We start from the raw sequence: 23,700 nt of genomic DNA, 5'->3' as shown, positions 1-23,700 counted from the left end.
TGGTGATTTTCACGTCTCCCCGTCGCTTGTTGGCGCGCCATGACGCCTGAAGCGGCTTCGATCTAACGACTATGTCACGAGCAACTGACAATACTCTGAATTCGCGTTGAATTTTGCATTCTGTCCATGTTTGAAAATGACTGCGGGTAAACAGAATCCCTAGCTCGGTGACGGCCGGACGCATGTTGCCGCATCACGTTCACAGCCACCGAGCCCATAGCCGATGCGATAGTAGAAGCTTCCGACGACGGAGCCATTCTTTCGCACCACCTGTTCCTGAATATCGCCCAGACGCTGGAAGTACCCAGCTAGGTCCGCCTGCTGAAGCTCATTTCGTTTCAAGGATACGAGCACAGCCGTGCTACCCTGGACCGACTTAGCCGGATACCAGAGATCGTACATCAGGCTGCTGCCGCCGACGGCGCTCTGCCCGATCGATCTGGATGGAGCGCGCTGCGCCTGCCGCGCATAAAAGGCCATCTCGCTCGCAAGGAAATATTTGTCCGTACCGATCAGGACGACCGGAGCCGCGCTATTCCTCCGAACATCGGTTTCGATAGCGCTGACGGCCTTGCCGAATTCGCTCCAGGCCACCGGCAATGTGCGTATGTTGTGGATGTAGCCAACTCCGGGGAACCCAAGGACCACATAGTGAAATAGCAGCGCATAAACAGCCATTGCGATCGCGATTGTCGGTATCCATGCCTGCCGCAATCGGCGCCTCCAAACCTGGCTCGCGTCGGCTGTCCTTGCCAGTACGAAGGCAATCGAGGGCAGTGTCGCGAGCCATACAGGTCCGGTCCAATTCGGCTTGTTCTCATGAAAAAGGCTGAAGAGCACAAAGACGCTCAGCGGTATCAATGTGAACAAGGGTATGAAAAGCGCGCTGCGCCCGGCCACCCGCGATCGGACCGCCGATATGTTCACCATCAGGCTGCCAACAGCGGCAACCAGGCCAGTGGGCGTCAGAAGAACGGCGGCGCTGACGACAAGGGATGGCAGCGTGAATTGAAATACTTCGCTGACACGCCGCGTTCCCTGGAATGCAAAGGACATCCATTCATGCGTCGCATTCCAATAAATGACCGGGGAAAACAACAGGATCGAAAGCGCTGCGCCAAGATGCGGCTCCTTGCGGCGAAGCCAATGCCGGGATTTGGGATCGGCCAGCACGAACAGCAGTGCCGCCGGCCCCAGCAGCACGATCGTATATTTCGACAGAAGCCCAATCCCCAGCGAAAGGCCCGCGCCATACCAAGCCGAAGACTTCCCCCCGAGAAGCGCCCGCTCCAGAAAATAGAGCGTTGCGGCCCAAGCCGCAGTCAACGGCACGTCCGGCATCATCAGAAAGCCGGTTGAAAAATAGAATGGCACTACGCCAACCAGCAGGACACAAACCAGCGCCGTCGTTTTATCAAAGAGGTTCCGCGCTAGACCGAAGGAGAAAGCGGCTGTCAGCATCCAGCACAGATACGCGCCGATACGAACCCCGAACTCGTTGTCGCCAAATAGCGCCGTTCCCGCCCAGATTAGCCAGGCAACCATCGGCGGATGATCGAGATAACCGATGTCGAGATGCTGTGCATAATTCCAATAATAAGTTTCCTCGGGAACCAGGTTGGCAAACCCGAGAAACACAAGGCGAAGGATGAGAAGATAGATAATCGCGCCGGCTGCCGCCAACTGCACTCCCTTTTCAGGAGATACGGCCGACCACAGGAAAAACCGATCCCCCAATAGATTCAGACCAGCAGTTATGGATACAGCAAATACCCCAGCAACAGGTGCAGGAAGATCTAAGGCAGCTAGCGCCGCGACAAAAACTCCGCCTCTTAGACCGAGCGTTAAAATCCGAAGCATCAGGAAGATGACGAGACGTTGCCGACTGGAGAAACCGTTGGCCGGAATATCAATCCAACCGAAAGCTCCGTTAACAATGTAAATGCCGTAGAGGAAACTGCTGAGGAGGAAGCTTAGAACATGCGCCCGTATCGGGTCGGCGCCGGCCTGGATCAAGATCATGAATGCCAATAGATCCAGAAGCGCGCAAATCATGACGGAAACGGAAAGCCGCATGAAGCCGTGTATGTGTGTGGCCCTGAATGCCTCGAGCTGCTGCACGATCTTATCCGATCTCAAATTTCACCGATTGTTTGTGATCCCTCGCGGATCGAAGCTTTCAAGCCGTTCCGGCCGCGTGCCGAGCAGCGGCCGGAAACCGCCTACCCGCTTTCCGATTTGACGACGGAGTGAGAATCCGGCTCGGCGCCTCGATCCAAGGCTGCCCCTGGCGACGATCGCGCAAACCTTTCTCGCTATCGCACGGCGACACCGTTTAAGAGGTTTGCCTGCGCCTCTTTCCCATCCCGAGCCTCGATATCATCCCAGCTCCTGTCCATGGCGTAAGCGGTCGAAACCACAGGGATACCGACATGCCCGTAGTAGAACGATAGCTGTCCCGCGGCGCTGGCCGCGTCGAGGCCGGCAATCTTCCTGACATAAAGCGCAGACGCCAAACCGCTGCGATCCGCGCCCGAAAGGCAATGGATAAGGATGGGCTTGGGGGCCGACGCCATCAATTCGACAAGCCGCTCGGCCTTGTCGGGAGAAATCAGCTTCGAAGAGGACATGCCGAAATCGATATGGGTCAAACCGAGTTCCTGAGCAGTCTTCACCTCATCGTCATACCAGGCAGCGCCCGGATGCTTTCCGCGAAGATTGATGACGGTCTTGATCCCATGTGTTCGCACGTAGGAGGCAAGATCTTCGGAGGTTGGCTGGGCGGAACGATAGAATTGACCGTCGATCACCGAATGAAAATTACCGGTGATCTGAAGGTAACCGGCATAGGCTCCACAACTCGCACTCATAAATCCGATGGCGGCAAGCGCAACAAGGGCCACCTTGCGAAATATAGTCATTGCTTTTCAGCCATTCCTTCTATGATAATTCAATGACATGCCGGAAGAAACTGACATGCGCCTGAATAACGATTGGAGGGTGCAGGGAAATATTTGCCGTCTCCGGCAGACCAGACGGCTGCCGAGTGGTCGCAGGATCGCTGCGGTTGCCGTCGAATGGCACCCGGTCGGCGATACCGCGATGGCGTGGATTCAGACGTCCTCGTCTCACCGTGAATCGGCGTCGAGAAAGAAGACATCATCCTCGGCCCGACGGCGATTGATCGTCATGTAAATGACGAGGAAGACGATCGCGGCGAGGAAGATGAGGCTGGTGACCGTCGTTCCAAACCCCAATCCCCCATATTCGCGCGGCTGGGAAAGCAGATCGCCGAAGGACGCGCCGAGCGGCCGGGTAAAGATGTAGGCAAGCCAAAAGGCAATGATGCCGTTCAACTTGAAGAAATAATACCCTGCGGCGATCAGCGCGATGATCCCGCCAAAAATGAAGCCTGTCGCCAAATAGCCGAGGCTGAACTGTTCGGCGACGAGATCACCCGCCGAAGTGCCAAGCGCAAAGGTGAAGAGGATCGCAAGCCAATAAAAGACCTCACGCCGCGTCGTGACGATCGTATGGATCGACAGAGTCTTCTCGCTGGCATACCAGGCGGCAAAAGTAACGGCGAGCGCGATGCTGAAGGCGATCGTCGTCGTCTGAAGCGCCACCCCGAAATTGTCGACGAGATTATCGCTTACCAGAGTGCCGACGACGCTGATCATGACGACGGCAAGCCAGTACGACCAGGGCACGTAGCGCTTCTGCGCGAACTGCATGATCAGGGCGACCGCCAGCAGCGCGCACATGATCGCCGACGTCGCGGATAGACCGAGACCGAGATTGACTGCCAGATAGTCGGCTGCGGTCTCGCCCATGGTGACCGCCAGAAGCTTGATGATCCAAAAATCGACCGTGACGTCGGGAACCCGGTTCGATGCCGGGGAAGCGGATTGTACTGCAGAAGGCATTGTTTCCTCCTTCGTTCTGGATGAGCTGCGCGCCGATCCTCACTTGCCAAGTATCTTCAGGGCCTGATTGAAGAATTCATCGGCTCGCTTGTCGTCGTCTGCGTTGCAGCGCTCGATTCCCTTCGCTTCGAGATCGGAGATTTTCGCCTTGTCCGCATCGCTGGGCTTGGCGGCGGCTTCCGCGGCTCGCAACTGCTTCAGCAACTCTTCGCACGGCACGCTTGCAGCCCGCGCGGTGTTTGCCGCGTAGATACCGGCCGCGAGCACGGAGACTGCGAGAATGAGATTCTTCATCGGAATTGTCCTGTTGATCGATGGTTGCGAGACGCTCTCAATGGAGCGCGCAGTCAGAGCTAAGCTCCAATTCTCGCCCTCACCTGTCCGGCAGCTTACAGTTTCGTAAACTTGCCCTGGCGATGGCGGCAGCTTCGCCGAACCGATATCACGATGAGACCGGCGGCCTGACGGTCGACCGCTGCTTCCGAACGCACGGAAATTCAGCGTCACTTCAAGATCACGCGCTAACAAGGCGCCATGCGGCGCTGCAACTGAAATGATCGGCTGGATCGGCGCGCTGTTGAAGATCGTTTATCGGAGAAGGCAAAACAATGATCGACCAGGCGCGGCTCCCCGGCTCGACCTCCAATTCAGACCGATATTGGGCGTTTGTGATCGATGCGCTCTGGCTCGTCATCATGTCGGCCTCCCTGATCGAGAGCTATGCCTATCGCTATGCCGGCATACCCCTCCTGGTGATCTCTCTCGTTTTCTATGCCCGGTCCTCGCCGCGACCGCCGATTGATTGGCGCGGCTGGCTTTGCATAGCATGGGGGACATATGCCTTCCTGCGGTTTGCCCTGCAATTCGCGCTCGAAAGCGATCATCCGGTCGGCGATCGCGACGTGCTTTTCCTGATGCCTCTGATCTTTCCGCCCTTGGCCTACGGTCTCTTTCTCGTTTGGTCCGACCTGGAAAAGCTCATCGCCATCTATTTCGGCGTCGCCCTTCTCATCCTGCTTTGGCAAACCCCCATTGCCGCCATTGCCGAGGGCAGAACCGTCATTCCCTTGATCCAGCACAACCAGATCCATGGTGCCGTCTGCTGCGGCATGATCTTCATCGGCGCCGTATTCTGGCTGCTCCATTATCTCACGGAGCCGTCCGCCAGCCGCATGATGCGGCTTTACGCTTCAGTGCTGTCACCGCTGATCTGTGTGCTTTGCCTGCTCGGAATTTATGGATCGAAGTCAAAGGGGGTCTGGCTCTCGCTGATACCGGTCTTGCCGATAATCGCCTTTCTGATACTGCGCAGCCTGAAGCCGAGGCTAGCAATCGTCACTCTCCTTGCTTCCTGCGTCCTGCTTGCCGGCGGCGTCTATGCCGTCAGGGATAATATCGAGCGCACCGCCGGGCCTACCGTGACAGCAACGATTGCCATGTTCAGGGACGCCGAAACCACCGAACCCGTCGGCCAGGCCGTCTCACGGTCGATAACGAACGACAACACGCCGATCGCCATGAGCGCACGGCTTCAACTCTGGGCAAATGCCTGGGAGCTTTTCTCCGCCGCGCCGCTCTTTGGTTGGGGAAGCGAGTGGCTCACGCTCTGGCCGCATACCCGTTATCCCAATGCCGGCTACACCTTCATGCATAACGGCTATCTCGAAATCCTCATCCGCCACGGTCTTTTCGGCGCGGCGGTCTTCGCCGCGATGCTGGCATGCTTTTGCGCCAGCATCTGGCGCGCGGCATCGATGGGCATCATCCCGAAACAGGCCATGTTCGCCTATTTTCTGATACTGTTCTTCTTCAGCCTGACCATTCTCAGCAATTCGAACAATCGCCTGGTCAGCGGAGAAAGCCTGTCGATCCTGACCGCCGCCTTCGCGCTGGCCTGCCAGCTCAAAATCCGCGCCGAAGCGAACATTCATCCGCTCCGCGCCGAAGAGCCGCAGCCTAGCCGCAATCAAGCCGCGCACACATCCGTTGCAAGCCGACACGGCGGCGGCGCTCTCGCCGTATGAGTCCGTCCGAAGCCGAGGTTTTCATGATGGATTTCGGGATATTAACGGCGATATTCTCCCAGCCGACCGCCACCGACATTGGGTCGAAGCGAATTCCGCCCGAGGTTGTCACCTATCTCCTAGGTACGAACAGTTGCCTATGTCTTCGGCATGGACATTGAGAGAATGGTGGGCCCGGAGGGACTCGAACCCCCAACCAAGCGGTTATGAGCCGCCGGCTCTAACCATTGAGCTACAGGCCCCAGCGCAAGAAAACGGGTTGCGCTTGCGACTCCGGAGCAATGGTTCCCCGGAGCCGAGTTGGCTCTAGCCTAATTTCTCTTTTCGGACAAGGGACTGCCGTAATACCTTCACAATCAATCCGCAAAAGCGGATCTCGAGGGATCATCAACCAAGGAACGAACCATGCTTCTGACGAAAACCAGAGATTTTACTCTTGCCGCTCTTGTCAGCGCCACTTTCTTCGTACCCGCGGCTGCGGCCTTTGCTGAAGATGCCAAGCCGCGCGAGGCCGTCATCACCGTCACCGGCGAGGGACATGCGGCTGTCGCGCCGGATGTGGCCGTGGTCACGCTTGCCGTCGTTCAGCAGGCCAAAGCCGCCCAGGATGCGCTCGACCAGAACAACAAGGCCATGGGCGCCGTGCTCGCCACCTTGAAGGAAAGCGGCATTGCCGAGCGCGATCTGCAGACCTCGGGCTTTTCCATTCAGCCGCAATATACCTATCCGAACGACAAGGACGGCCATACCCAGCCGCCGGTCCTGAGCGGCTATCAGGTGACGAACGGTCTGACGGTTCGCGTGCGTGATCTTTCCAAGCTCGGCGGCCTGCTCGATCAGGCGGTCAAGCTCGGCGTCAACCAGGGCGGCAACATCGAATTCACCAACGACAAGCCGGATGCGGCGCTCGAAGAAGCACGCAAGAAGGCCGTCGCCGATGCCGCCGCCAAGGCGAAGACGCTGACGGACGCCGCCGGCGTCAAGCTTGGTCGGGTCGTCGCCATCCATGAGGGTGGCATGGTCACGCCGCCGCAGCCCTATATGCGCGCCATGGCCGCATCCGCTCCGATGGACAAGGCCGTTCCGGTCGCCAACGGCGAGAACGAATACAATGCATCGGTGAGCATCATCTACTCGATCCAGCAGTAACTGAAGCAATTCCAGGAAAATTGCGAAGCGGCTTTCCGCCGGGAATTGCGTAAACAATAAGTTGGAGCGGTTCTCAGATTCCTGGAAAACTGAACCGCTCCAAAACAAAACCGCCCTTCGCTCAGATCCGATTGAATCGAGCAAAGGGCGGTTCCGCGGCCCCCGCCAAAAAGGCGAAAAGGTCAGGACATAAAAAACGGGCGCCTCGTGCGCCCGTTTTGCCTATCAGCGGCCCAGAAGCGGGCAACCACGAACATTGGCGAACATCATCGTATCGGGACCACGACGGCCAAAGCCATCGACGATGACACGGCGCGGCGTCACATCCACCACGCGGGCACGGCGCAGACCATAGCTGCGGGCGACGTCCACAGCCTGGCGCGGATCGCAGCCACGGCGATCAAAGCGCGGCGGCGGACGATCGTAATCCGGCGGTGGCGGGCGATGACGGCCCGGACCGACGTAAATATCCGCACCCTGCGCAGCGGCAAAATCCGCCGTGCCTGACAACGCAGTCACTGCGACGCAGGCGGCGACCCCCAACTTTGCCAGCATTTGTCTCATTGTGTTCTCCATGAAGCAGAAGGCTTCTCTCATGTCTGCAATATTTGCGAAGCGAATACCCGAGAGGTAACGGCGCAACGCTGAATGAGCCCAGAATCGGCCATTCATCCACTATTCAGCTACAATGAACGCTAAAGGGAAACCAGATAACCGAACATACCACAACATAAAAAATAAAGCCGCCTTCCTTTCGGAGGCGGCTTCGAATCCATCGAATAGATGTGGAAAACTCAGGGACTGCTGTGATCAGCGGCGGATCAGCGGGCAGCCCGGCGCATTCGCGAAGACGATGCGGTCGGGACCACGACGGCCGAAACCTTCGACAACAACGCGGCGCGGCGTGATATTGTCGATGCGTGCGCGGCGCAGGCCCATATCCCGTGCCTTCTGGACGGCAAAGCCCGGCGAGCAGGCGCGACCGCGCGGATGGTCATAGCGAGCCTGCTGAACACCCGGATGAAAATCGTTGGCCGATGCGGTGACGGCGGTAGCCGAAATGGCGCCGAGCGCGATTATGGCTGCAATACCTGCCTTGGCGAAAAGATTGGTCATGGTGTTTCTCCTTCAAATCCTTGCTGCGGATCGTTGCAATCCCGTTATCGGCCCTGCCATCGGCAACGCCTTGGGATTGAGCTCACGTTAGGTCAGCAAAGCTGAACCGAACGCGAATTGGCCGTTCAGATTGTATTCATGACGGTTAACAACCGGTTGACACAAGGCGCGAGAAGTTCAAGCGGAGAAATGCAGCACGATTTCGCGGCGATGCGGCCGGTCGCGATGCTCGAATAGATAGATGCCCTGCCAGGTGCCGAGCGCCAGCCTGCCATTCATCACCGGAATGCCGATCGAGACCTGCATCAACGCGGCCTTGATATGCGCCGGCATATCGTCGGGCCCCTCCATCGTGTGCACGATCCAGCGCATCGACGGATCGGACGATGGCGGCACCAACCGGCCGAAGAAGGCCTTGAGATCGGTCTTCACATCGGGATCGGCATTTTCCTGGATGAGCAGGGAGCAGGAAGTATGGCGCACGAAGACGGTCAGAAGCCCCTCGCCGCCGGCAGCCGCAGCACGGACGAACTCCGCCGCCTTTTCGGTGAATTCGTAGAGCCCCTGGCCGTGGGTAGGAAGCGTGACAACGGTCTGCGGCATGGCATTCCCCGAACATGGCGATGGCGATCCGCATCAGGTCGGGCGCTATGGCCGGATTGTCAAGCCCGGCCACTGCTTCGAGCCTATAGCGCAATGACGATCTTGAAGCCGCCATAGATCAGACGTTTGCCGTCAAAGGGCATGTTTGCCATGTCCTCCTTCAAGCGCGGATCAGCCATGACCTTCGCCAATACGGCGTCGCGGCTGTCCCGCGATTCATAGGTGATCCAGGAAAACACCACGACCTCGTCTTCCTTCGCCTGCACGGCACGCGGAAAAGATGTGAGTTCACCATAGGGCACATCGTCGCCGATTGCTTCGACATAGCTGAGTGCGCCATGTTCCCGCCAGACATCGCCGGCCCTGCGCGCTTGCGCCTTGTATAATTCAATCTTGTCTTTCGGCACGGCAAGAATGAAACCGTCGACATAGGACATTTCGGCCTCCTCTGTTCTATGTTCACCTTTAAAGGACGATCGACCGCGGCCAGATCCGACATTGGCGGCAGAATTTCTCCGCACGCCTTCCGGTTGGTCGGAACGGAAACGAATGCGCCGATGGATCATATGAAGGAATATCAATGACGATAGAATACAAGAATGATCCGAAGCTCGGAAATGAGGCGCTCAATGCCCTTTGGGCGGCCGCGTGGAGCAGTCCCTCCCGGCGCGATTTCCAGCCCATTCTTTCCCGAAGCCTCGGCCATGTCGGCGCGTTTGCGGGCACCAGTCTGGTCGGCTTCATCAATATCGCCTGGGATGGCGGCATCCACGCATTCATTCTCGACACCTGCGTTGATCCGGCATTTCGGCGCAGAGGCATCGCGAGCGCTCTCGTTGAACGAGCGAAGAACCTCGCCCGCGAGCGCGGCGCGGAATGGCTGCATGTCGATTTCGAACCGCATCTTGGCAGCTTTTATCGAAAGTGCGGCTTTGCGCCCACCGAGGCCGGCCTCATTCGCCTGCGCGACTGACGGGCCGTCTTATGCTAGTTTGTCACGCGGCTTTGCGAGAGCAACCAGCTGCGAAACAGCGCCGCGGCCGGATTGAGCAAGGCATTCGGCGGATAGACCAGATTGTAGCTGACAGCGGCCGACTGCACCTCGACAAAGCACCTGACCAGCTTCTTCTCGGCGAGATCGCGTGCCACCAGCGAGCTGCGAACGAGCGCGAAACCCCGCCCCTGCCGGCACGCCTCCAGCATCTCGGCGAAGGAATCGAACAAAGGCGCCTCATCGACCGCTCGCGCCATATCGAAATGCGGATTTGCTTCACCCTCCAGCCCGCTGGTGATCTGCTCGTACCAGCGCTGCCAGTCGAGGATCGTATGACGCATGCCGGCATAGCGCAGGAGCGGAGCCGCCCTTATGGCTTGACGCGGCGGCAGTCGTGCGGACAAGTCGGGCGAACTGACCACGAATTCTTCATCCGTCAGCAGTTCTTCATGCGCGAGCCCCGCTTCGGCACGACCAAGCCAGATTGCCAGATCGGCTCCACCGGGCTGAAAATCCGGACGCTGGTAGCCGACCGCGAGTTTCACTTCGGTCTCCGGATAACGCTGGCAGAAATCCGGCAGCCGCATGGCCAGCCACTGGCTGGAAAATTCAGGCGAGACGGAGAGCGAGACGCTGCGGACCGAAATGCTCGCGCGCGCCTGATAGAGCGCCGCCTCCAGTTCGGCGATCGTGCCTGAAATCGCAGGGTGCAGACGCGCGCCCAAGGCTGTCAGCCGTGCGCCATTTCGGCCGCGGTCGAACAATCGTCCGCCGATCCATCCTTCCAGCTGCGCAAGCTGATGGCTGACCGCGGTCTGGGTCTGGCCGATGCGCTCCGCAGCACGACCGAAACCGCCGGTCTCGGCGATAGCACAGAATGTCTGAAGCACCGAAAGCGGTGGCAGCGGTCTCTTTCCCATGAAAATCCCTCATGCCTCACAGCGCAAGGCTTCATTATACATCGCAACTTCTTAGGCGCATCTGTCTACTTCTGAAACGTTGCGAGGCCAAAGACAGATGAATATTCTTCATGAAGGAGGCTGGAAACGCTGGGTCGAGCGGCTCCTGATCCGACGAGGCGGCATGGAACGCCTATTGCATACGGGAGGCGGCCGGAAGCGGGACGTCTTGTATCAGGCAAACCGACATCTGCTACGGGATGTAGGACTAAGCGATCTTACGGAACAGGGGCCCATTGACGGGCGTCGCTAGCCCCTGAGCGTCTTTACCCTGGTCAAATCGGGAAAGAGACGCGTCCAGAGCAAGACCACGACAATGGTCCCGACACCGCCGACGATGCCGGTCAAGACAGGTCCGAGTGCGCTGGCAAGCATGCCCGACTCGAATTCGCCGAGCTGGTTGGACGTACCTATGAACAGCGAATTCACGGCGTTGACCCGCCCACGCATGGCGTCCGGCGTCAGCAGCTGCACCAGCGAGCTGCGCACGACGACGCTGACCGTGTCCGAAGCGCCGACGACGAAAAGCGCTGCGACCGACAGAATGATGTTGCTCGACAGCGAGAAGACGATGGTCGCGACCCCGAAGACGAGCACCGCAAATAGCATCTTCTTGCCGACATCGGTTTGCAGCGGCCGGCGTGCCAGCCAGATCGACATAACAAGCGCACCGATCGCTGGCGATGCACGCAGGAGGCCTAGCCCCCAGGGTCCGGCGTGCAGGATATCGCGCGCAAACATCGGCAACAGCGCCGTGGCGCCGCCGAGCAGCACGGCGAAGAGATCGAGCGAGATCGTGCCCAACATGACCGGCCGACTTTTGATGAAGGAAACGCCCGCGAAGACAGAACTCATCGTTACCGGCTCACGCGACGACGACTGCTGCCGTTCGAGCCGGATCGAAATAACGTTGACGCTCGCAATGATGTAGAGCATGGCGGAAACGGCAAATGGAGCAACCGGGTTGACCCCATAGAGCAAGCCGCCAAGCGACGGTCCGATGATGAAGGCAGTCTGCATCATCGAGGTCGACGTTGCGATGGCGATCTGCAGCATCGACACCGGTACGATATTGGGAAGCAGCGCCGCCATTGTGGGGCGCTCGAAGGCCGTTGCCGAGCCCATGACGGCGACCGCGCCGAGAATGCCGGCAGGCCCGATCCAGTGATGCCAGACGGCCACGGCGAGAGCCACCGCCGTCAGCGCCTCGATCAACTGACAGGCAAGACCGATGCGGCGCCGGTCGAAGCGGTCCGCGACATGCCCGACGACGAAAGTCAGGATCACCATCGGCAGAAACTGGCAGAAGCCGACGAGGCCGAGGAAAAAGGCGCTGTGGGTCTGGTCGTAGATCATCCAGCCCATGGCGACGGTCACAGACTGAAAGCCGATCGAAGAAAAGACACGCGATGCAACGAATGAACGATAGCCGGGGTGACCAAGCACACCAGGCTGGTCGAGATTTTGCAGGGTATCCATGAACCTTCTTGATCTGCCGGCATGGATGCACGACAGACACGCTTCTCAACGGTCGGAAAATTCTATCGTCCCCTGCTCTGCCTGAACGTGCCCCCTGTCAATCTCATTCTTGCTGCGAGGACAAATTCATCGCGGCCGACAGATCAAATCGCGGTGAAGACGGGCTGAGAAGGCCTTGTCTGGCCTTGATCGACCAAATGGTCGCCAGCTCTGCTGCAATCGCATCCATCAGCCTTGCAACATCGCTGGTTGCAGACTCGTGCAGTGCTTCCGCGACGATCAGCACCGAGCGCGTATCGTCGCGCACCGCCGACAGGCCGCTTTGGCGATTGGTCCAACGCCGGGCATGTGCCTGTCCAGCGGTATCGGCAAAGATCACCTCCCTCGGCTCCGGATGCTCCGTCTCGCCGGAAAAGGTCAGATAGGATTCGTCGCCTTTCGCGTGCCGCACTTCGAGATCGCCCGATATCTTCGACGTATCGAAAACGGCGACGGGAACGGCAAAGGCGATTGAGACGGCGTTGCAGAGATCGACGAGCGGATGTAGCCGTGGCAGCGAACCTTCCTGGCGAAAGCGGCGAAGCAGCGCCTCGGATGCACAGCGATATTGCGTCGGCTTCAATCCCATCTTCGAGAAACTGCGGCGCCAGGCCTGGATTTCAGCCATCTCACCTTCCGGGCCTCTCGCCAGCCGGTCTGCGGCGATCGCATGATATCTGGCGATACGATCGCCGACATCGACAGCCGAAGTGATCCCTACGGCAAACATCACGCCGGGGACGAGTTCAGGAAAATCGCTCCACATCTCGTTCGAATGGCGGAAAATCATGACATCTCCTTCTGGGCATTTGCTTGGCGCAGGAGAAAACCCCGTCACCGCCCTCCGGTCTTGAATAAAATTGCAGAAGCTTCAGCTAAGAGCCGCCGCATAGGCGCCCGGTGAGACGCCGAAATTGCGGACGAAGAGGCGCGTCATGTGGCTCTGATCGGAGAAACCGCTGGCGAAGGCCGCTTCCGCCAGGGATGTACCGGCCGCAATCAGTCGGCGCGCCTCGTGGATGCGGCGTTGCATGAGGTAAGCATGAGGCGTCAGCCCCGTCGCCTTGGTAAAGGCACGCAGGAAACGGAAGTGGCTCAACCCGCATAGCTCTGCAAGTTCGGCAAGCGTCAGAGGAGCGGCCGGATCGTCGTCGATCAGCTCACGCGCGCGGTTGATGACCGCGGGAGCGCCAGTCTCCGGGCCGCCTGCTCCCTCGCGCATCACGGCGGCAATGAGCGACAGCAGCAGCTCGTCCCGCGGGAGGGAACTCTCCGGGCCATCGTCGATCAAAAGCGAAAACAAGGTCTTGAAACGCCCGGCCACCTCGCTGTTGCGGATGACAGGCGACGGGAACTCAACCGCACCCAAGCGGCCCTCGCCGATATCGCGCAACAGATCACCGATCAGTCGGGGATCGAAATAGAGCATGGACCAGGCGCGGCTCTCTCCGACCGGCATGCCGTCATGCACCTCGCTTGGGTTGACGCTGATGATATCTCCCGCGTCGGCCCGAACCATCCCGCGCCCGCTGAGAGAAACCTGCGCGCCAGCCTCGATGACGCCAATGCCGAACTGATCATGCGTATGCTTGGGGAAGCTATGGCCGGTTGCGGCTCTCACCGCCTCGATGCCGGCAAGACGAGAGCGGTATATTCTGAACTGACCGGACTTCATTCCTATCGCCTTCCCATGCCGCCAGTATCGCTGCGCCAGCGATGGCATCGCCTTCGGACCGCAATTTTGCGCGGCCGCAATCAGGAAGCAAGGCCTATGCGCTTCCCGACGTCTTCTCATCCTCCGCCGTCGCCAGCGCCGCCTGCGTGTTGCCGGCAACAGCGGTTGGCAGCGGCGTGCCGCGCTTGCGCTCCCGTGCCAAAGTGAGCAGGCCGGAAAAGATGATGAGGATGATGCCGAGAGCCATGGGCGTGTCGATGCTGTCGTTGAACAGCAGATAGCCGAAGGCGATCGCCCAGAGCATCTGGCTATATTGCGGCGGCGCGACCAGATTGGCCGGCGCCATCTGCGCGGCAGTCAAGAGCAAGACGTTGCCGAACGCGCCGAGCAGGCCGTAGCTGGCCAGAAATACCCACTGCGTCGGCGTCGGCATGGTGACTTCCGAGAGCATGAGGAAGCCGCTGACGATGAGCGTTCCGAAAAGCCCTGCCCCGTAAAGCGAGATGCGCTTCTCCTTCGAGCCGAGCGCACGGTTGATGACGATGGAGATTGCCGCCGCAAGGCCACCGATCGCCGCGCAGAGATGCCCGACCGAAAGCTCGCGAAAGCCGGGCCGCAAAACGATCAGCACGCCGATGAAACCGAGAATGACCGCCGTCCAGCGCTGCCAGCGTACATCTTCCTTGAGAAAGATCACCGAAAGAATGGTCACGAAGGACGGCAGCAGGAAGAGCAGCGCAAAGGCCTCCGCCATCGGCAGCATGGTAAAGGCGATGACGGAGCAGATGGCTCCGGTCGCGCCACAGACGAAGCGCAGCAGCCATAAGGGACGGTTCGACGTCCTCACCATGTCGACCCAGTCGTCTCCCCGCCGCTTCAGGAATGGCACGGCGGCGAAACCGAACAGCGCGCCGATGAAGGCGACCTGATAGGAGGGGATCACCCCATGCAGGATCTTGATCGAGGCATCGCTGAAGGCGAAGACGGCATAGGACGCGAATGCCACGAGGACACCACGCAAGGCGGAGCGGCTCGCCGCCGCGGAACTGGAATCGGCTGTGATCGAAGACATTGGAATCGTAAGAAAAGTGCGACGGGAGGACACTGAATCAGGGAAATGCTGGCAATTGTATGATGAATCGGGCTGAATTTCGATCGGGTTGGAAATAAACTATTGTTTCAACCACGTCAGATGCTGCGTGATGGATCAGTTCGTTGGAAGATTGAGGCTTTTCCACTGATCTTGCGGTATGGGGGCACCCAGACGATAGGCAAAGGAAACCACCTTCATCGCACTGCCATCGACATTACATTTCACCGCAACGTAGTGATAGCCGTCGGACGTTCGATACACCGCCTTGTCCGTCTCCATGCTCCGGTTGGTGCTTCGGCTCTCGGAAGAGTGCGGCAAGCCAAAACGCAATATCTGTAATCCAGCAGCGTTAAGTTGAGCCGCGCCCTCGGAGTTGCAAAGCTGACTCATCCGCATTTGTGTGGAAAGTTGCTTCCATTGCGCTAAAAAGCCCCTTGGAAGTCGAGAAAGCTCATCCGCTGAGTACAATCGCTTGGCTTGAACAAACGGCCCGGCAGAAGCGGCGGAGCCTGCTCTTGTGGAAACGACTGCTCTCGCTTTTTGCTCTTCCTTCATGGACGTAGACTGGGGGCGCTGCCCGCGTTGCTCCAGCGTTGGCTCGACAACAAGCCCGGCGCCACCCTCCGCTGCTGAGTTGCCGGGAGAATTGTTCGTCTCGCTCGCATTTGATTTTCCCGAAGCCACAACGCCTGGAACAGCGACGTTTGCGGTATCTTTACTGGATTGAAGCTCATCGGATGGATCAATTTTAGTGTCCGACGATGAATCCGTGGCAAGCACTTCCGGTGTAGACATGGATGCCGACTGGGTTGACTGGCCGGAGTTCAAGGAACCCATATCCGATTCATTGGGCTCGCCTTGTTTCGAAGGCCCAGAATTTTGCAATTGAGAGTTAGAATCGGCTGTAGTCGACTGCGGAGCCTCAGGCTCTGCAGTGGTAGGATTTTGTGTCGCTTGCTCGGCAACCGGTGACTCCTTGTCGCTAGCAGCGGTGGATATCTCAGATTCTTTGAGCGGTTGGTTATCATTCATATTAGGCGATAGCGTCGGGTTCTGCACCATGGTGTTTGATGGTGACGGAGCCTCTTTCCTCGGCTTTTCATCCTTAGGATTAGCGGGAGACGCTATAGAGGCAGTGGCGGTCTGCTTGGCATCCGAATTCGATGGCTTCGGTTCGACGGGTTTTTCCGTTGCGTCAGGAGGCGTCTCGGTCGCCGACGGCTGCTGCTCGGCCTTCTCGACGGGCTTGTCAGCGCCGGGATCATCAGGTTTGGGCTCAGATTTCGCTTGCTCTACCGGCTTGTCGGCCTTGGCCTCGTCAGGCTTCGCTGCGGGCTTTTCAGCCTGCTCCTTGCCATTGGGATCGGCTTGCTTTGGCGGCTGCTCGTCCTGCTTCTTTTCCTCTGGCTGCTGCGGTTCCTGTTGAGCTTCGGCCGTCTGCTGCGCCTGCTTCTCGTCAGGTTTCTGCACAGGCTTCGGGGGCTGGTCGGGCTTCTCGTTTTCCTTCGTGGCGAGCTCCTGCTTTTCCTCCTGCTGCGGCACCAGCTCGACATTGACGCTCTGCTCGGGCTTCGCCTCGGGTGGCGCCGGCAGCAGCGGCAGCAGAAAAACCGCGACAAACAGGACATGCAGAAGGATCGACAGGACAAAGCCCGGCCCGATTTCCTTATCCCGTTTTACCTCGGCCTTTTCCATTGTCAGCGGATGGCTCGCGCAGAGGCAGCAATCAAGAGGACATTGCGCATCGATTCATTCGATCCCTACCGGCAGACAGATCAGAAAACATTCAAACCGCTGACATATGGTATGCAACGGCACGACCCGAAAGGGGCCCCCATCGAAATCAAACTTGTCAGGCATCCGAGCGATCCGCAATGCCGCAAAAACAAACCTGCGTGATCAAAGCCACGGAAAACCGGCTCCTCCACCGTTAGAAGAACTCGTCCAGCAAACGATAGTAAACCATCTTTTCCGCCTGTTGCTCAAAGTTTCCATAGGCTTCCAGAAATGCGGCAACGAGATCCGCTCCGAAATTATACTCGATACTGCCGCAGGCGAGCGCGAGATCCTGATGGCGATCGGCGATACCAAGTCGGCCGCAATCGATATAGCCTCCGAACTTCGCCCCGTTGGCGATGAAGTTCGGCAGGCAGGCATCCCCATGCGTGACGACGAAATCCTCGGTCGACGGCTTCGTCCTCTCAAGCTCGCGGAAAAGATCCTGACCCGACCTTCCGACCCGGGTTTCATCGAAGTCATCCTCATCGACGCGGCCGGCAAGCAAGCGCGCCCCGGCCTCGGCAATTCTATTTTCCAAGCGATGATCGAACGGGCAGGTCGCGATATCGATCGCATGCAATCGCCGCAAGGCGTCTGCCAGAAGACGCACACGGTCGACCGGCGACAACAGCTCCTCCTTGACGAAGTCGCGGCCAGGAAGCGCGCTCATCAGAAGCCATTCACGCTCGTTATCCCTTTCGTGGGCGATGACTTCCGGGCATGCAAGGCCCTGAGCGGCCAGCCACCGCAGCCTCGCAACCTCGCCGGCCAGTTCACCCAAGGGATCGACCAGTTCGGTCTTGAGATAGACCGGTGCGCGTCCGTCTGCCTCAAGCCGGAAGACATGCGCCGAGGAACGGCCGAGCGCATCCTGCCGCCATTCGTATCCGGCCAGCAGATCGCCGAGCGGGGCTGGGATGGATGTTTCCAAGAATTGCGGCTTGCTTGCCATGATCCGAACCTCAATGCCGATACCGTCAATGAAAAGCCCGGCTCGCTTTCGCGAACCGGGCCATGTTTCTTGAACTTCCAATGCCGGCTTGCGCCAGGGCTCAACTGTCGAGGAAGCTTCTGAGCTTGCGCGAACGGCTCGGATGCTTGAGCTTGCGCAGAGCCTTGGCCTCGATCTGACGGATACGTTCGCGCGTAACCGAGAACTGCTGGCCAACTTCTTCGAGCGTGTGGTCGGTGTTCATGCCGATGCCGAAGCGCATGCGCAGCACGCGTTCTTCGCGCGGCGTCAGCGATGCCAGAACGCGGGTCGTCGTTTCGCGCAGGTTCGCCTGAATGGCGGCGTCGATCGGCAGAAGCGCATTCTTGTCCTCGATGAAATCGCCGAGATGCGAATCCTCTTCGTCACCGACAGGGGTTTCGAGCGAGATCGGCTCCTTGGCGATCTTCAGAACCTTGCGCACCTTCTCGAGCGGCATGGCGAGCTTTTCAGCCAGTTCTTCCGGCGTCGGCTCACGACCGATTTCGTGCAGCATCTGGCGCGACGTGCGAACGATCTTGTTGATCGTTTCGATCATGTGCACCGGAATACGGATCGTGCGGGCCTGGTCGGCGATCGAGCGGGTGATCGCCTGACGAATCCACCACGTCGCATAGGTCGAGAACTTGTAGCCGCGCCGATATTCGAACTTATCGACCGCTTTCATCAGGCCGATATTGCCTTCCTGAATGAGATCGAGGAACTGCAGTCCACGGTTCGTGTACTTCTTGGCGATGGAGATGACGAGGCGCAGGTTGGCTTCGACCATTTCCTTCTTGGCGATACGTGCTTCGCGCTCACCCTTCTGAACCATGTGAACGATGCGGCGGAATTCCGAGATCGAAATGCCGGTTTCGGTCGCAAGGTTCTGGATTTCCTGGCGAATGTCGCGGATCGTGGTGTTTTCGCTCTTGGCGAATTCCTTCCAGCCGCGAGCGGCCAGATTGCCGATCGACTTCATCCAGTTCGGATCGAGTTCGGCGCCCTGATACTGCTCCAGGAACGAGTCGCGCTTGACGCCGTAGGATTCGGCAAGACGCAACAGGCGGCCTTCGTTCTGAACAAGGCGCTTGTTGATGTCGTAGAGCTGCTCGACGAGAGCGTCGATGCGGTTCTGGTTCAACGACAGAGACTTGACCGACTTGACCAGCTCATCCTTCAATTCCTTGTAGCGGCGCTCTTGCGCCGAAGACAGCGTGCCGGAGGCCGACAGGCGCTGCTCGACCTGCTGGTCCTGCAGCTTGCGCAGCTTCTTGTAGGTTTCGGCGATCGTGTCGAGCGTCGTCATTACCTGCGGACGAAGCTCGGCTTCCATGGCTGCCAGGGAAAGGCTGGACTCGTCTTCGTCCTCTTCCTCTTCCTCGATCGGCAAGCCCTCGCCGCCGACATTGGTGATGTCGTCGTCGGAGGAACCACGGCCGCGACGGGCCTTTTCCTTTTCTTCGGCAGCCTTGCGGTCAGCCTCGATCTTCTCCGGGCTCTGGAACTGCGGCGCAGCCTTGGCCTCGGGGCCGGAGTAGGTGGTTTCGAGGTCGATGATCTCGCGCAGCAGCGTCGTGCCTTCGTTGAGTTCGTCGCGCCAGATAATCAGCGCCTGGAACGTCAACGGGCTCTCACAGAGGCCACCGATCATCGTTTCGCGGCCGGCCTCGATACGCTTGGCAATCGCGATTTCGCCCTCGCGCGACAGAAGCTCGACGGAACCCATTTCGCGCAGATACATGCGCACCGGGTCGTCCGTACGATCGGTCGGCTCTTTCTTCTTGGCGGTAGCAAGCGCCGAGCCCGTGGAAGGGGCCAGTTCGCCGCCTTCGCTTTCATCGTCGCCGCCGGCATCGTCATCGTCGCTCGCTGCGGCGCCGGCTTCCTCGACATCCTCGTCTTCGATGACGTTGATGCCCATGTCCGAAAGCATGGCCATCGTGTCTTCGATCTGCTCGGACGTCACTTCTTCGGACGGAAGAACGGCGTTGAGCTCGTCCATCGTCACATAGCCGCGCTTCTTCGCGGCCTTGATCATCTTCTTGACCGCGTCATCGGAAAGATCGAGAAGTGGGCCGTCGGAGGTGCCGTCGCGCTCGACTTCAGCTTCTTCGTTCTCTTTGACCTTTGTTGCCATCTCTATATCGTCGCTTTCCCTGACGCTGCAAACTTACACGCGGTGAAACAATCACTCTGGCTGGCACGCCCCGCACCAGCCGCGACTCACCGACGAACACCTAACGGAATGACCTTTAATGCCCGATTAACCACGATCACCGCTACCGGAGTGCAAAGCTGGATTGCGTTTGGATTTCCCGCCATGGTAATAGGTGATCCGCTTGATCCAGTTTACCGTTCTTTCCGAAGTTAAACGGTGATTCCCAGATTTTTAGTTCTCGTCAAGCTTTTCCAGCAAAAAAGCCCGTTAAATACGCGAAAAAGCCTTATCCACAGGCTCCGCACGCCGCAATTAATTGCTTCCCGTATTTAGGAAGTCCCCGCGCGATGACAAGAGCTTCCTAAACAAAGCCTGACATTTCCGGTGCCCGCAGGTATTGCCGACACCGAAAGTGTGTCCGAATAGCATCAATTCCAGTCCATCACGACCTTGCCGGAGTTACCCGAGCGCATGGCCTCGAAGCCATCGCGGAAATCATCGATGCCGATACGATGAGTGATGACGGGCGATACATCGAGACCGCCCTGCACAAAAGCGATCATCTTGTACCAGGTCTCGAACATCTCGCGGCCATAGATGCCTTTCAGGTTCAGCATCTTGAAGATGACCTTGTTCCAGTCGATCTCGAAACCGGCCGGCGCGATGCCGAGAATGGCGATTTTGCCGCCATTGTTCATTTTGTCGATCATGTCGCGGAAGGCGGGAGCCGCGCCCGACATTTCGAGGCCGACGTCGAAACCTTCTGTCATGCCGACAGCTTTCATGACGTCGGCAAGGTTCTCCTTGGAAGCGTCGACGACGTGATCGATACCGACTTTGCGAGCAAGCTCCAAACGAGTCGGATTGATATCGGTGATGACGACCTTGCGCGCGCCGGAACGCTTGGCGACCATCGCTCCCATGATGCCGATCGGCCCCGCACCGGTCACGAGCACATCCTCGCCGACGAGGTCAAAGGAGAGCGCAGTGTGGACCGCGTTGCCGAACGGATCGAAGATCGCGGCGATCTCATCGGGGATATCGTCGGGAATCGGCACGACGTTGGATTCGGGAATGCAGACGAACTCGCCGAAGGAGCCGGGGCGATTGACACCGACGCCGAGCGTGTTGCGGCAGAGATGGCCCCTGCCCGCGCGACAATTGCGACATTTGCCGCAGACGATATGCCCCTCGCCGGAGACGCGCTCGCCGACGTGATATTTCGTGACCGCCGAGCCGATTTCCGCGATCTCGCCGCAGAATTCGTGGCCGACGACCATCGGCACGGGAATGGTCTTCTGCGCCCACTGGTCCCAGTTCCAAATATGGACATCGGTGCCACAGATCGCCGACTTCTTGACCCGAATCAGGACATCGTTCGGCCCGACTTCCGGAACCGGGACATGCTCCATCCACAGCCCGACTTCCGGCTTGGCTTTGACAAGCGCTTTCATCATGTTCGACATGATCGGTTCTCTCCAACCAATTCAAATGATTCCGAGTTCTCTTCCGGCTTCCGCAAAGGCCGCGATCGCCCTTTCGACGTCGGCCTTCGAATGGGCTGCCGACATCTGCGTGCGGATGCGCGCCTGGCCCTTGGGCACGACGGGGAAAGAGAAGCCGATGACGTAGACGCCCTTTTGCAGCATCAGCGCCGCCATATCCTGCGCGAGCTTCGCATCGCCAAGCATGACGGGAATGATCGGGTGATCGGCTCCGGCGAGCGTGAAGCCAAGCTTGGTCATCTCGCTGCGGAAGAGTTCGGCATTGCCCTGGAGCCGCGCCCGCAGCTCGGCGCCGTTCTCGATCAAGTCGAAGACTTTCAGCGAGGTGGCGGCGATCACCGGCGCCAATGTGTTCGAGAAGAGATAGGGGCGCGAACGCTGCCGCAGCCACTCGACGATCTCGCCCTTGGCCGACGTATAGCCGCCCGACGCGCCGCCCAGCGCCTTGCCGAGCGTGCCGGTGATGATGTCGATACGGCCTTCGACGCCGCAATGTTCAGCCGATCCCCGGCCGTGCTTGCCGACGAAACCAACCGCATGGCTGTCATCCACCATGACCATGGCACCATATTTCTCCGCCAGATCGCAGACACCGCCGAGATTGGCGATGATGCCGTCCATCGAGAACACGCCATCGGTGGCGATCAGCTTGAAGCGGCTGCCTTCGGCCTTCTTCAGCTCCTCTTCCAAGGCCGCCATGTCGTTGTTGGCATAGCGGAAGCGCTTTGCCTTGGAGAGCCGCACGCCGTCGATGATCGAGGCATGGTTGAGCGCATCCGAGATAATGGCATCCTCTTCCGACAGCAGCGTCTCGAACAGACCGCCATTGGCATCGAAGCAGGAGGAATAGAGGATCGTCGCTTCCATGCCCAGGAAGGCCGAAATCCGCGCCTCGAGCTGCTTGTGCTCTTCCTGCGTGCCACAGATGAAGCGAACCGAGGCCATGCCGTAGCCATAGCGGTCGAGCGCCTTCTTCGCGGCCTCGGCAAGCTCCTCGTTGTCGGCAAGACCGAGATAGTTGTTGGCGCAGAAATTGAGGACGCGTGCGCCGCCGAGCACGGCGATCTCGCCGGCCTGCTTGGAGGTGATGACACGCTCCGCCTTGAAGAGGCCGGCTTCTTTCAGGCCGGAGAGTTCGTTACGCAGGTGTGATAGGAATTCTGTGGTCATTGTCGCATTCCGTTACTGGTCATGGCGGAAACAGGCCGAGAGATAACACAGGATTAGCACAGCCGCTGCATTCACCAGCGGCAAAAATGCACGAACCCATGACGCTGGCGCGATATGGGAGCTTGTTACCAGATGCTATCGCCAAAATACGTCGAAACAGATCATTTGTTACGCGTCGCGCTTGTAGCTATTGCAAAAATTACTTGACTGAGTCCATTATATTCGCGAGCGCGGCTGAAACTGGATAAGGATGTCATGAACATATTCGAAAGATTTTCGCTGAAAGGACGAGTGGCCCTCGTTACCGGAGGCGGACGCGGCCTCGGATTTGAGATGGCGCAGGCACTCGCCGATGCCGGCGCTCACATTATCATCAATGGGCGGGCCACGGCGACGTTGAATAGAGCCGTCGAAACTATCCGGACGAAAGGTGGTTCGGCAGAAGCTGCCGCCTTCGACATTGCCGATCGTGACGCACAGCGCGCGGCCATGAACGACATCGAGAAAAATCATGGGCGGCTCGATATATTGATCAATAATGTCGGCGCCCGCGACCGGCGCTCCCTGGCCGACTTCGACGACGATGCGATCCTCGCCTTGCTCAACACCGATCTTGCCGCCTCGATCATGCTCTCCCGCGATGCCGCTCGCCTGATGAAGCGGCATAATCATGGCCGGCTGATCTCCGTCACCTCGATCAGCGGCCAGGTCGTCATGCCGGGCGACTGTGTCTACCCTGCAGCCAAGCAGGGGTTGGTGGGCCTCATGCGCGGCATGGCGGTGGAGTTCGGACCCCATGGCATTACCAGCAATGCCATCGCGCCAGGCTGGTTCGCAACGGAGACAAACGCCGCGATGGCCGCAAACGAAGAACTGATCCCCTTCGTACGCCAGCGCATCCCCGTTCAGCGTTGGGGACGCCCGGACGAGATAGCAGGCGCCGCGCTGTTTCTCGCCAGCGATGCCGCCTCATTCGTGAACGGCCATGTGCTAACCGTCGACGGCGGCATGACCGTGCGCATGTAGCGTCTCGATAGCCGGGTTTCGATATCGGCCCC

22 protein-coding genes and 1 tRNA gene are annotated in these 23,700 nt (G+C 59.0%); 4 read left to right on the top strand and 19 right to left on the bottom strand.

Annotated elements, in window-relative coordinates; genetic code table 11:
• Window positions 1–159: 159 nt before the first annotated feature.
• From BJ928_RS19290 to BJ928_RS19275, 4 genes are all read right to left on the bottom strand, one after another.
• Window positions 160–2,016, bottom strand: coding sequence for a glycosyltransferase family 39 protein (locus BJ928_RS19290; RefSeq protein ID WP_183079430.1), 1,857 nt, complete (start codon window positions 2,014–2,016; stop codon window positions 160–162).
• 299 nt (window positions 2,017–2,315) lie between these two features.
• On the bottom strand, window positions 2,316–2,921 hold the full coding sequence (locus tag BJ928_RS19285; protein WP_082011881.1) for a dual specificity protein phosphatase family protein: 606 nt from the start codon (window positions 2,919–2,921) through the stop codon (window positions 2,316–2,318).
• 207 nt (window positions 2,922–3,128) lie between these two features.
• Window positions 3,129–3,926, bottom strand: a complete 798-nt coding sequence (locus tag BJ928_RS19280) for a membrane protein (protein ID WP_047632029.1) — start codon at window positions 3,924–3,926, stop codon at window positions 3,129–3,131.
• Window positions 3,927–3,965: 39 nt separating this feature from the next.
• Window positions 3,966–4,220 carry a hypothetical protein gene (locus tag BJ928_RS19275; protein WP_120296625.1) on the bottom strand — a complete coding sequence of 85 codons (255 nt, stop codon included), beginning with the start codon at window positions 4,218–4,220 and terminating at the stop codon, window positions 3,966–3,968.
• 314 nt (window positions 4,221–4,534) lie between these two features.
• Here BJ928_RS19275 and BJ928_RS19270 point away from each other — a divergent pair, with 314 nt between their 5' ends.
• Entirely contained in the window at window positions 4,535–5,950 is a 1,416-nt protein-coding gene (locus BJ928_RS19270) for an O-antigen ligase family protein (protein WP_052227732.1), read from the top strand.
• 166 nt (window positions 5,951–6,116) lie between these two features.
• Here BJ928_RS19270 and BJ928_RS19265 read toward each other — a convergent pair.
• Window positions 6,117–6,192 (bottom strand) — tRNA-Ile (locus BJ928_RS19265).
• A gap of 163 nt (window positions 6,193–6,355) precedes the next feature.
• Between BJ928_RS19265 and BJ928_RS19260 the strand changes: the two genes are divergently transcribed.
• Window positions 6,356–7,099 carry an SIMPL domain-containing protein gene (locus BJ928_RS19260; RefSeq protein ID WP_047632030.1) on the top strand — a complete coding sequence of 248 codons (744 nt, stop codon included), beginning with the start codon at window positions 6,356–6,358 and terminating at the stop codon, window positions 7,097–7,099.
• A gap of 225 nt (window positions 7,100–7,324) precedes the next feature.
• On the opposite strand, the gene BJ928_RS19255 is transcribed toward BJ928_RS19260, so the two are convergent.
• From BJ928_RS19255 to BJ928_RS19240, 4 genes are all read right to left on the bottom strand, one after another.
• A complete protein-coding gene (locus BJ928_RS19255; protein WP_047632031.1) occupies window positions 7,325–7,663 on the bottom strand; it encodes a hypothetical protein in 339 nt (112 codons plus the stop codon).
• 246 nt (window positions 7,664–7,909) lie between these two features.
• Window positions 7,910–8,215: a hypothetical protein gene (locus BJ928_RS19250; protein WP_047632032.1), complete on the bottom strand. Its 306-nt coding sequence runs from the start codon at window positions 8,213–8,215 to the stop codon at window positions 7,910–7,912.
• Between the two features lie 177 nt (window positions 8,216–8,392).
• Entirely contained in the window at window positions 8,393–8,818 is a 426-nt protein-coding gene (locus tag BJ928_RS19245) for a secondary thiamine-phosphate synthase enzyme YjbQ (protein WP_047632033.1), read from the bottom strand.
• Between the two features lie 83 nt (window positions 8,819–8,901).
• Window positions 8,902–9,255 (bottom strand): DUF1428 family protein, encoded by a 354-nt coding sequence (locus BJ928_RS19240; protein WP_047632034.1) that lies wholly within the window; start codon window positions 9,253–9,255, stop codon window positions 8,902–8,904.
• Between the two features lie 143 nt (window positions 9,256–9,398).
• Between BJ928_RS19240 and BJ928_RS19235 the strand changes: the two genes are divergently transcribed.
• Window positions 9,399–9,791 carry a GNAT family N-acetyltransferase gene (locus BJ928_RS19235; RefSeq protein WP_047632035.1) on the top strand — a complete coding sequence of 131 codons (393 nt, stop codon included), beginning with the start codon at window positions 9,399–9,401 and terminating at the stop codon, window positions 9,789–9,791.
• Between the two features lie 14 nt (window positions 9,792–9,805).
• Here the strand turns inward: BJ928_RS19235 and BJ928_RS19230 are convergent, their stop codons facing one another.
• The 10 genes from BJ928_RS19230 to BJ928_RS19185 form a co-directional block, all read right to left on the bottom strand.
• Window positions 9,806–10,732, bottom strand: a complete 927-nt coding sequence (locus BJ928_RS19230) for a LysR substrate-binding domain-containing protein (protein ID WP_047632036.1) — start codon at window positions 10,730–10,732, stop codon at window positions 9,806–9,808.
• Window positions 10,733–11,020: 288 nt separating this feature from the next.
• Complete coding sequence (locus tag BJ928_RS19225; protein WP_047632037.1) at window positions 11,021–12,250, bottom strand: MFS transporter; 1,230 nt, start codon at window positions 12,248–12,250, stop codon at window positions 11,021–11,023.
• A 103-nt stretch (window positions 12,251–12,353) separates the two neighbouring features.
• Window positions 12,354–13,079: a phenylalanine--tRNA ligase beta subunit-related protein gene (locus BJ928_RS19220; protein WP_047632038.1), complete on the bottom strand. Its 726-nt coding sequence runs from the start codon at window positions 13,077–13,079 to the stop codon at window positions 12,354–12,356.
• An 81-nt stretch (window positions 13,080–13,160) separates the two neighbouring features.
• A complete protein-coding gene (locus tag BJ928_RS19215; RefSeq protein WP_047632039.1) occupies window positions 13,161–13,964 on the bottom strand; it encodes an AraC family transcriptional regulator in 804 nt (267 codons plus the stop codon).
• Window positions 13,965–14,058: 94 nt separating this feature from the next.
• Complete coding sequence (locus BJ928_RS19210) at window positions 14,059–15,036, bottom strand: DMT family transporter (protein WP_047632040.1); 978 nt, start codon at window positions 15,034–15,036, stop codon at window positions 14,059–14,061.
• 135 nt (window positions 15,037–15,171) lie between these two features.
• The gene (locus BJ928_RS19205; RefSeq protein ID WP_047632041.1) at window positions 15,172–16,752 is read right to left on the bottom strand and encodes a DUF930 domain-containing protein; all 1,581 of its coding nucleotides are present in this window, start codon (window positions 16,750–16,752) and stop codon (window positions 15,172–15,174) included.
• A gap of 235 nt (window positions 16,753–16,987) precedes the next feature.
• Window positions 16,988–17,788, bottom strand: a complete 801-nt coding sequence (locus tag BJ928_RS19200) for an APH(3')-II family aminoglycoside O-phosphotransferase (protein WP_063769464.1) — start codon at window positions 17,786–17,788, stop codon at window positions 16,988–16,990.
• Between the two features lie 100 nt (window positions 17,789–17,888).
• Window positions 17,889–19,946, bottom strand: a complete 2,058-nt coding sequence (gene rpoD / locus BJ928_RS19195; protein WP_047632042.1) for an RNA polymerase sigma factor RpoD — start codon at window positions 19,944–19,946, stop codon at window positions 17,889–17,891.
• A gap of 449 nt (window positions 19,947–20,395) precedes the next feature.
• Window positions 20,396–21,433, bottom strand: coding sequence for an L-threonine 3-dehydrogenase (tdh, locus tag BJ928_RS19190; RefSeq protein WP_047632043.1), 1,038 nt, complete (start codon window positions 21,431–21,433; stop codon window positions 20,396–20,398).
• Window positions 21,434–21,454: 21 nt separating this feature from the next.
• Window positions 21,455–22,642: a glycine C-acetyltransferase gene (locus tag BJ928_RS19185; RefSeq protein ID WP_047632044.1), complete on the bottom strand. Its 1,188-nt coding sequence runs from the start codon at window positions 22,640–22,642 to the stop codon at window positions 21,455–21,457.
• Window positions 22,643–22,897: 255 nt separating this feature from the next.
• Here BJ928_RS19185 and BJ928_RS19180 point away from each other — a divergent pair, with 255 nt between their 5' ends.
• Entirely contained in the window at window positions 22,898–23,668 is a 771-nt protein-coding gene (locus BJ928_RS19180) for an SDR family oxidoreductase (RefSeq protein WP_047632045.1), read from the top strand.
• Window positions 23,669–23,700 lie beyond the last annotated feature (32 nt).

The sequence above is a fragment of the Rhizobium sp. WW_1 genome (genome assembly GCF_003610155.1).
Taxonomy (GTDB): domain Bacteria; phylum Pseudomonadota; class Alphaproteobacteria; order Rhizobiales; family Rhizobiaceae; genus Rhizobium; species Rhizobium tropici_A.
The sequence above is the reverse complement of the archived record's forward strand: the minus strand, read 5'-3'. Positions and strand labels throughout refer to the sequence as shown.

What these genes read in the sequence shown, in the direction of transcription:
- BJ928_RS19180 (WP_047632045.1), top strand. Translation starts at nt 22,898, where the DNA reads ATGAACATATTCGAAAGATTTTCGCTGAAAGGACGAGTGGCCCTCGTT.
- BJ928_RS19280 (WP_047632029.1), bottom strand. Translation starts at nt 3,926, where the DNA reads ATGCCTTCTGCAGTACAATCCGCTTCCCCGGCATCGAACCGGGTTCCC.
- BJ928_RS19230 (WP_047632036.1), bottom strand. Translation starts at nt 10,732, where the DNA reads ATGGGAAAGAGACCGCTGCCACCGCTTTCGGTGCTTCAGACATTCTGT.
- BJ928_RS19200 (WP_063769464.1), bottom strand. Translation starts at nt 17,788, where the DNA reads ATGGCAAGCAAGCCGCAATTCTTGGAAACATCCATCCCAGCCCCGCTC.
- BJ928_RS19205 (WP_047632041.1), bottom strand. Translation starts at nt 16,752, where the DNA reads ATGGAAAAGGCCGAGGTAAAACGGGATAAGGAAATCGGGCCGGGCTTT.
- BJ928_RS19285 (WP_082011881.1), bottom strand. Translation starts at nt 2,921, where the DNA reads ATGACTATATTTCGCAAGGTGGCCCTTGTTGCGCTTGCCGCCATCGGA.
- BJ928_RS19240 (WP_047632034.1), bottom strand. Translation starts at nt 9,255, where the DNA reads ATGTCCTATGTCGACGGTTTCATTCTTGCCGTGCCGAAAGACAAGATT.
- BJ928_RS19215 (WP_047632039.1), bottom strand. Translation starts at nt 13,964, where the DNA reads ATGAAGTCCGGTCAGTTCAGAATATACCGCTCTCGTCTTGCCGGCATC.
- BJ928_RS19270 (WP_052227732.1), top strand. Translation starts at nt 4,535, where the DNA reads ATGATCGACCAGGCGCGGCTCCCCGGCTCGACCTCCAATTCAGACCGA.
- BJ928_RS19225 (WP_047632037.1), bottom strand. Translation starts at nt 12,250, where the DNA reads ATGGATACCCTGCAAAATCTCGACCAGCCTGGTGTGCTTGGTCACCCC.
- BJ928_RS19220 (WP_047632038.1), bottom strand. Translation starts at nt 13,079, where the DNA reads ATGATTTTCCGCCATTCGAACGAGATGTGGAGCGATTTTCCTGAACTC.
- tdh (WP_047632043.1), bottom strand. Translation starts at nt 21,433, where the DNA reads ATGTCGAACATGATGAAAGCGCTTGTCAAAGCCAAGCCGGAAGTCGGG.
- rpoD (WP_047632042.1), bottom strand. Translation starts at nt 19,946, where the DNA reads ATGGCAACAAAGGTCAAAGAGAACGAAGAAGCTGAAGTCGAGCGCGAC.
- BJ928_RS19235 (WP_047632035.1), top strand. Translation starts at nt 9,399, where the DNA reads ATGACGATAGAATACAAGAATGATCCGAAGCTCGGAAATGAGGCGCTC.
- BJ928_RS19260 (WP_047632030.1), top strand. Translation starts at nt 6,356, where the DNA reads ATGCTTCTGACGAAAACCAGAGATTTTACTCTTGCCGCTCTTGTCAGC.
- BJ928_RS19245 (WP_047632033.1), bottom strand. Translation starts at nt 8,818, where the DNA reads ATGCCGCAGACCGTTGTCACGCTTCCTACCCACGGCCAGGGGCTCTAC.
- BJ928_RS19210 (WP_047632040.1), bottom strand. Translation starts at nt 15,036, where the DNA reads ATGTCTTCGATCACAGCCGATTCCAGTTCCGCGGCGGCGAGCCGCTCC.
- BJ928_RS19185 (WP_047632044.1), bottom strand. Translation starts at nt 22,642, where the DNA reads ATGACCACAGAATTCCTATCACACCTGCGTAACGAACTCTCCGGCCTG.
- BJ928_RS19255 (WP_047632031.1), bottom strand. Translation starts at nt 7,663, where the DNA reads ATGAGACAAATGCTGGCAAAGTTGGGGGTCGCCGCCTGCGTCGCAGTG.
- BJ928_RS19275 (WP_120296625.1), bottom strand. Translation starts at nt 4,220, where the DNA reads ATGAAGAATCTCATTCTCGCAGTCTCCGTGCTCGCGGCCGGTATCTAC.
- BJ928_RS19250 (WP_047632032.1), bottom strand. Translation starts at nt 8,215, where the DNA reads ATGACCAATCTTTTCGCCAAGGCAGGTATTGCAGCCATAATCGCGCTC.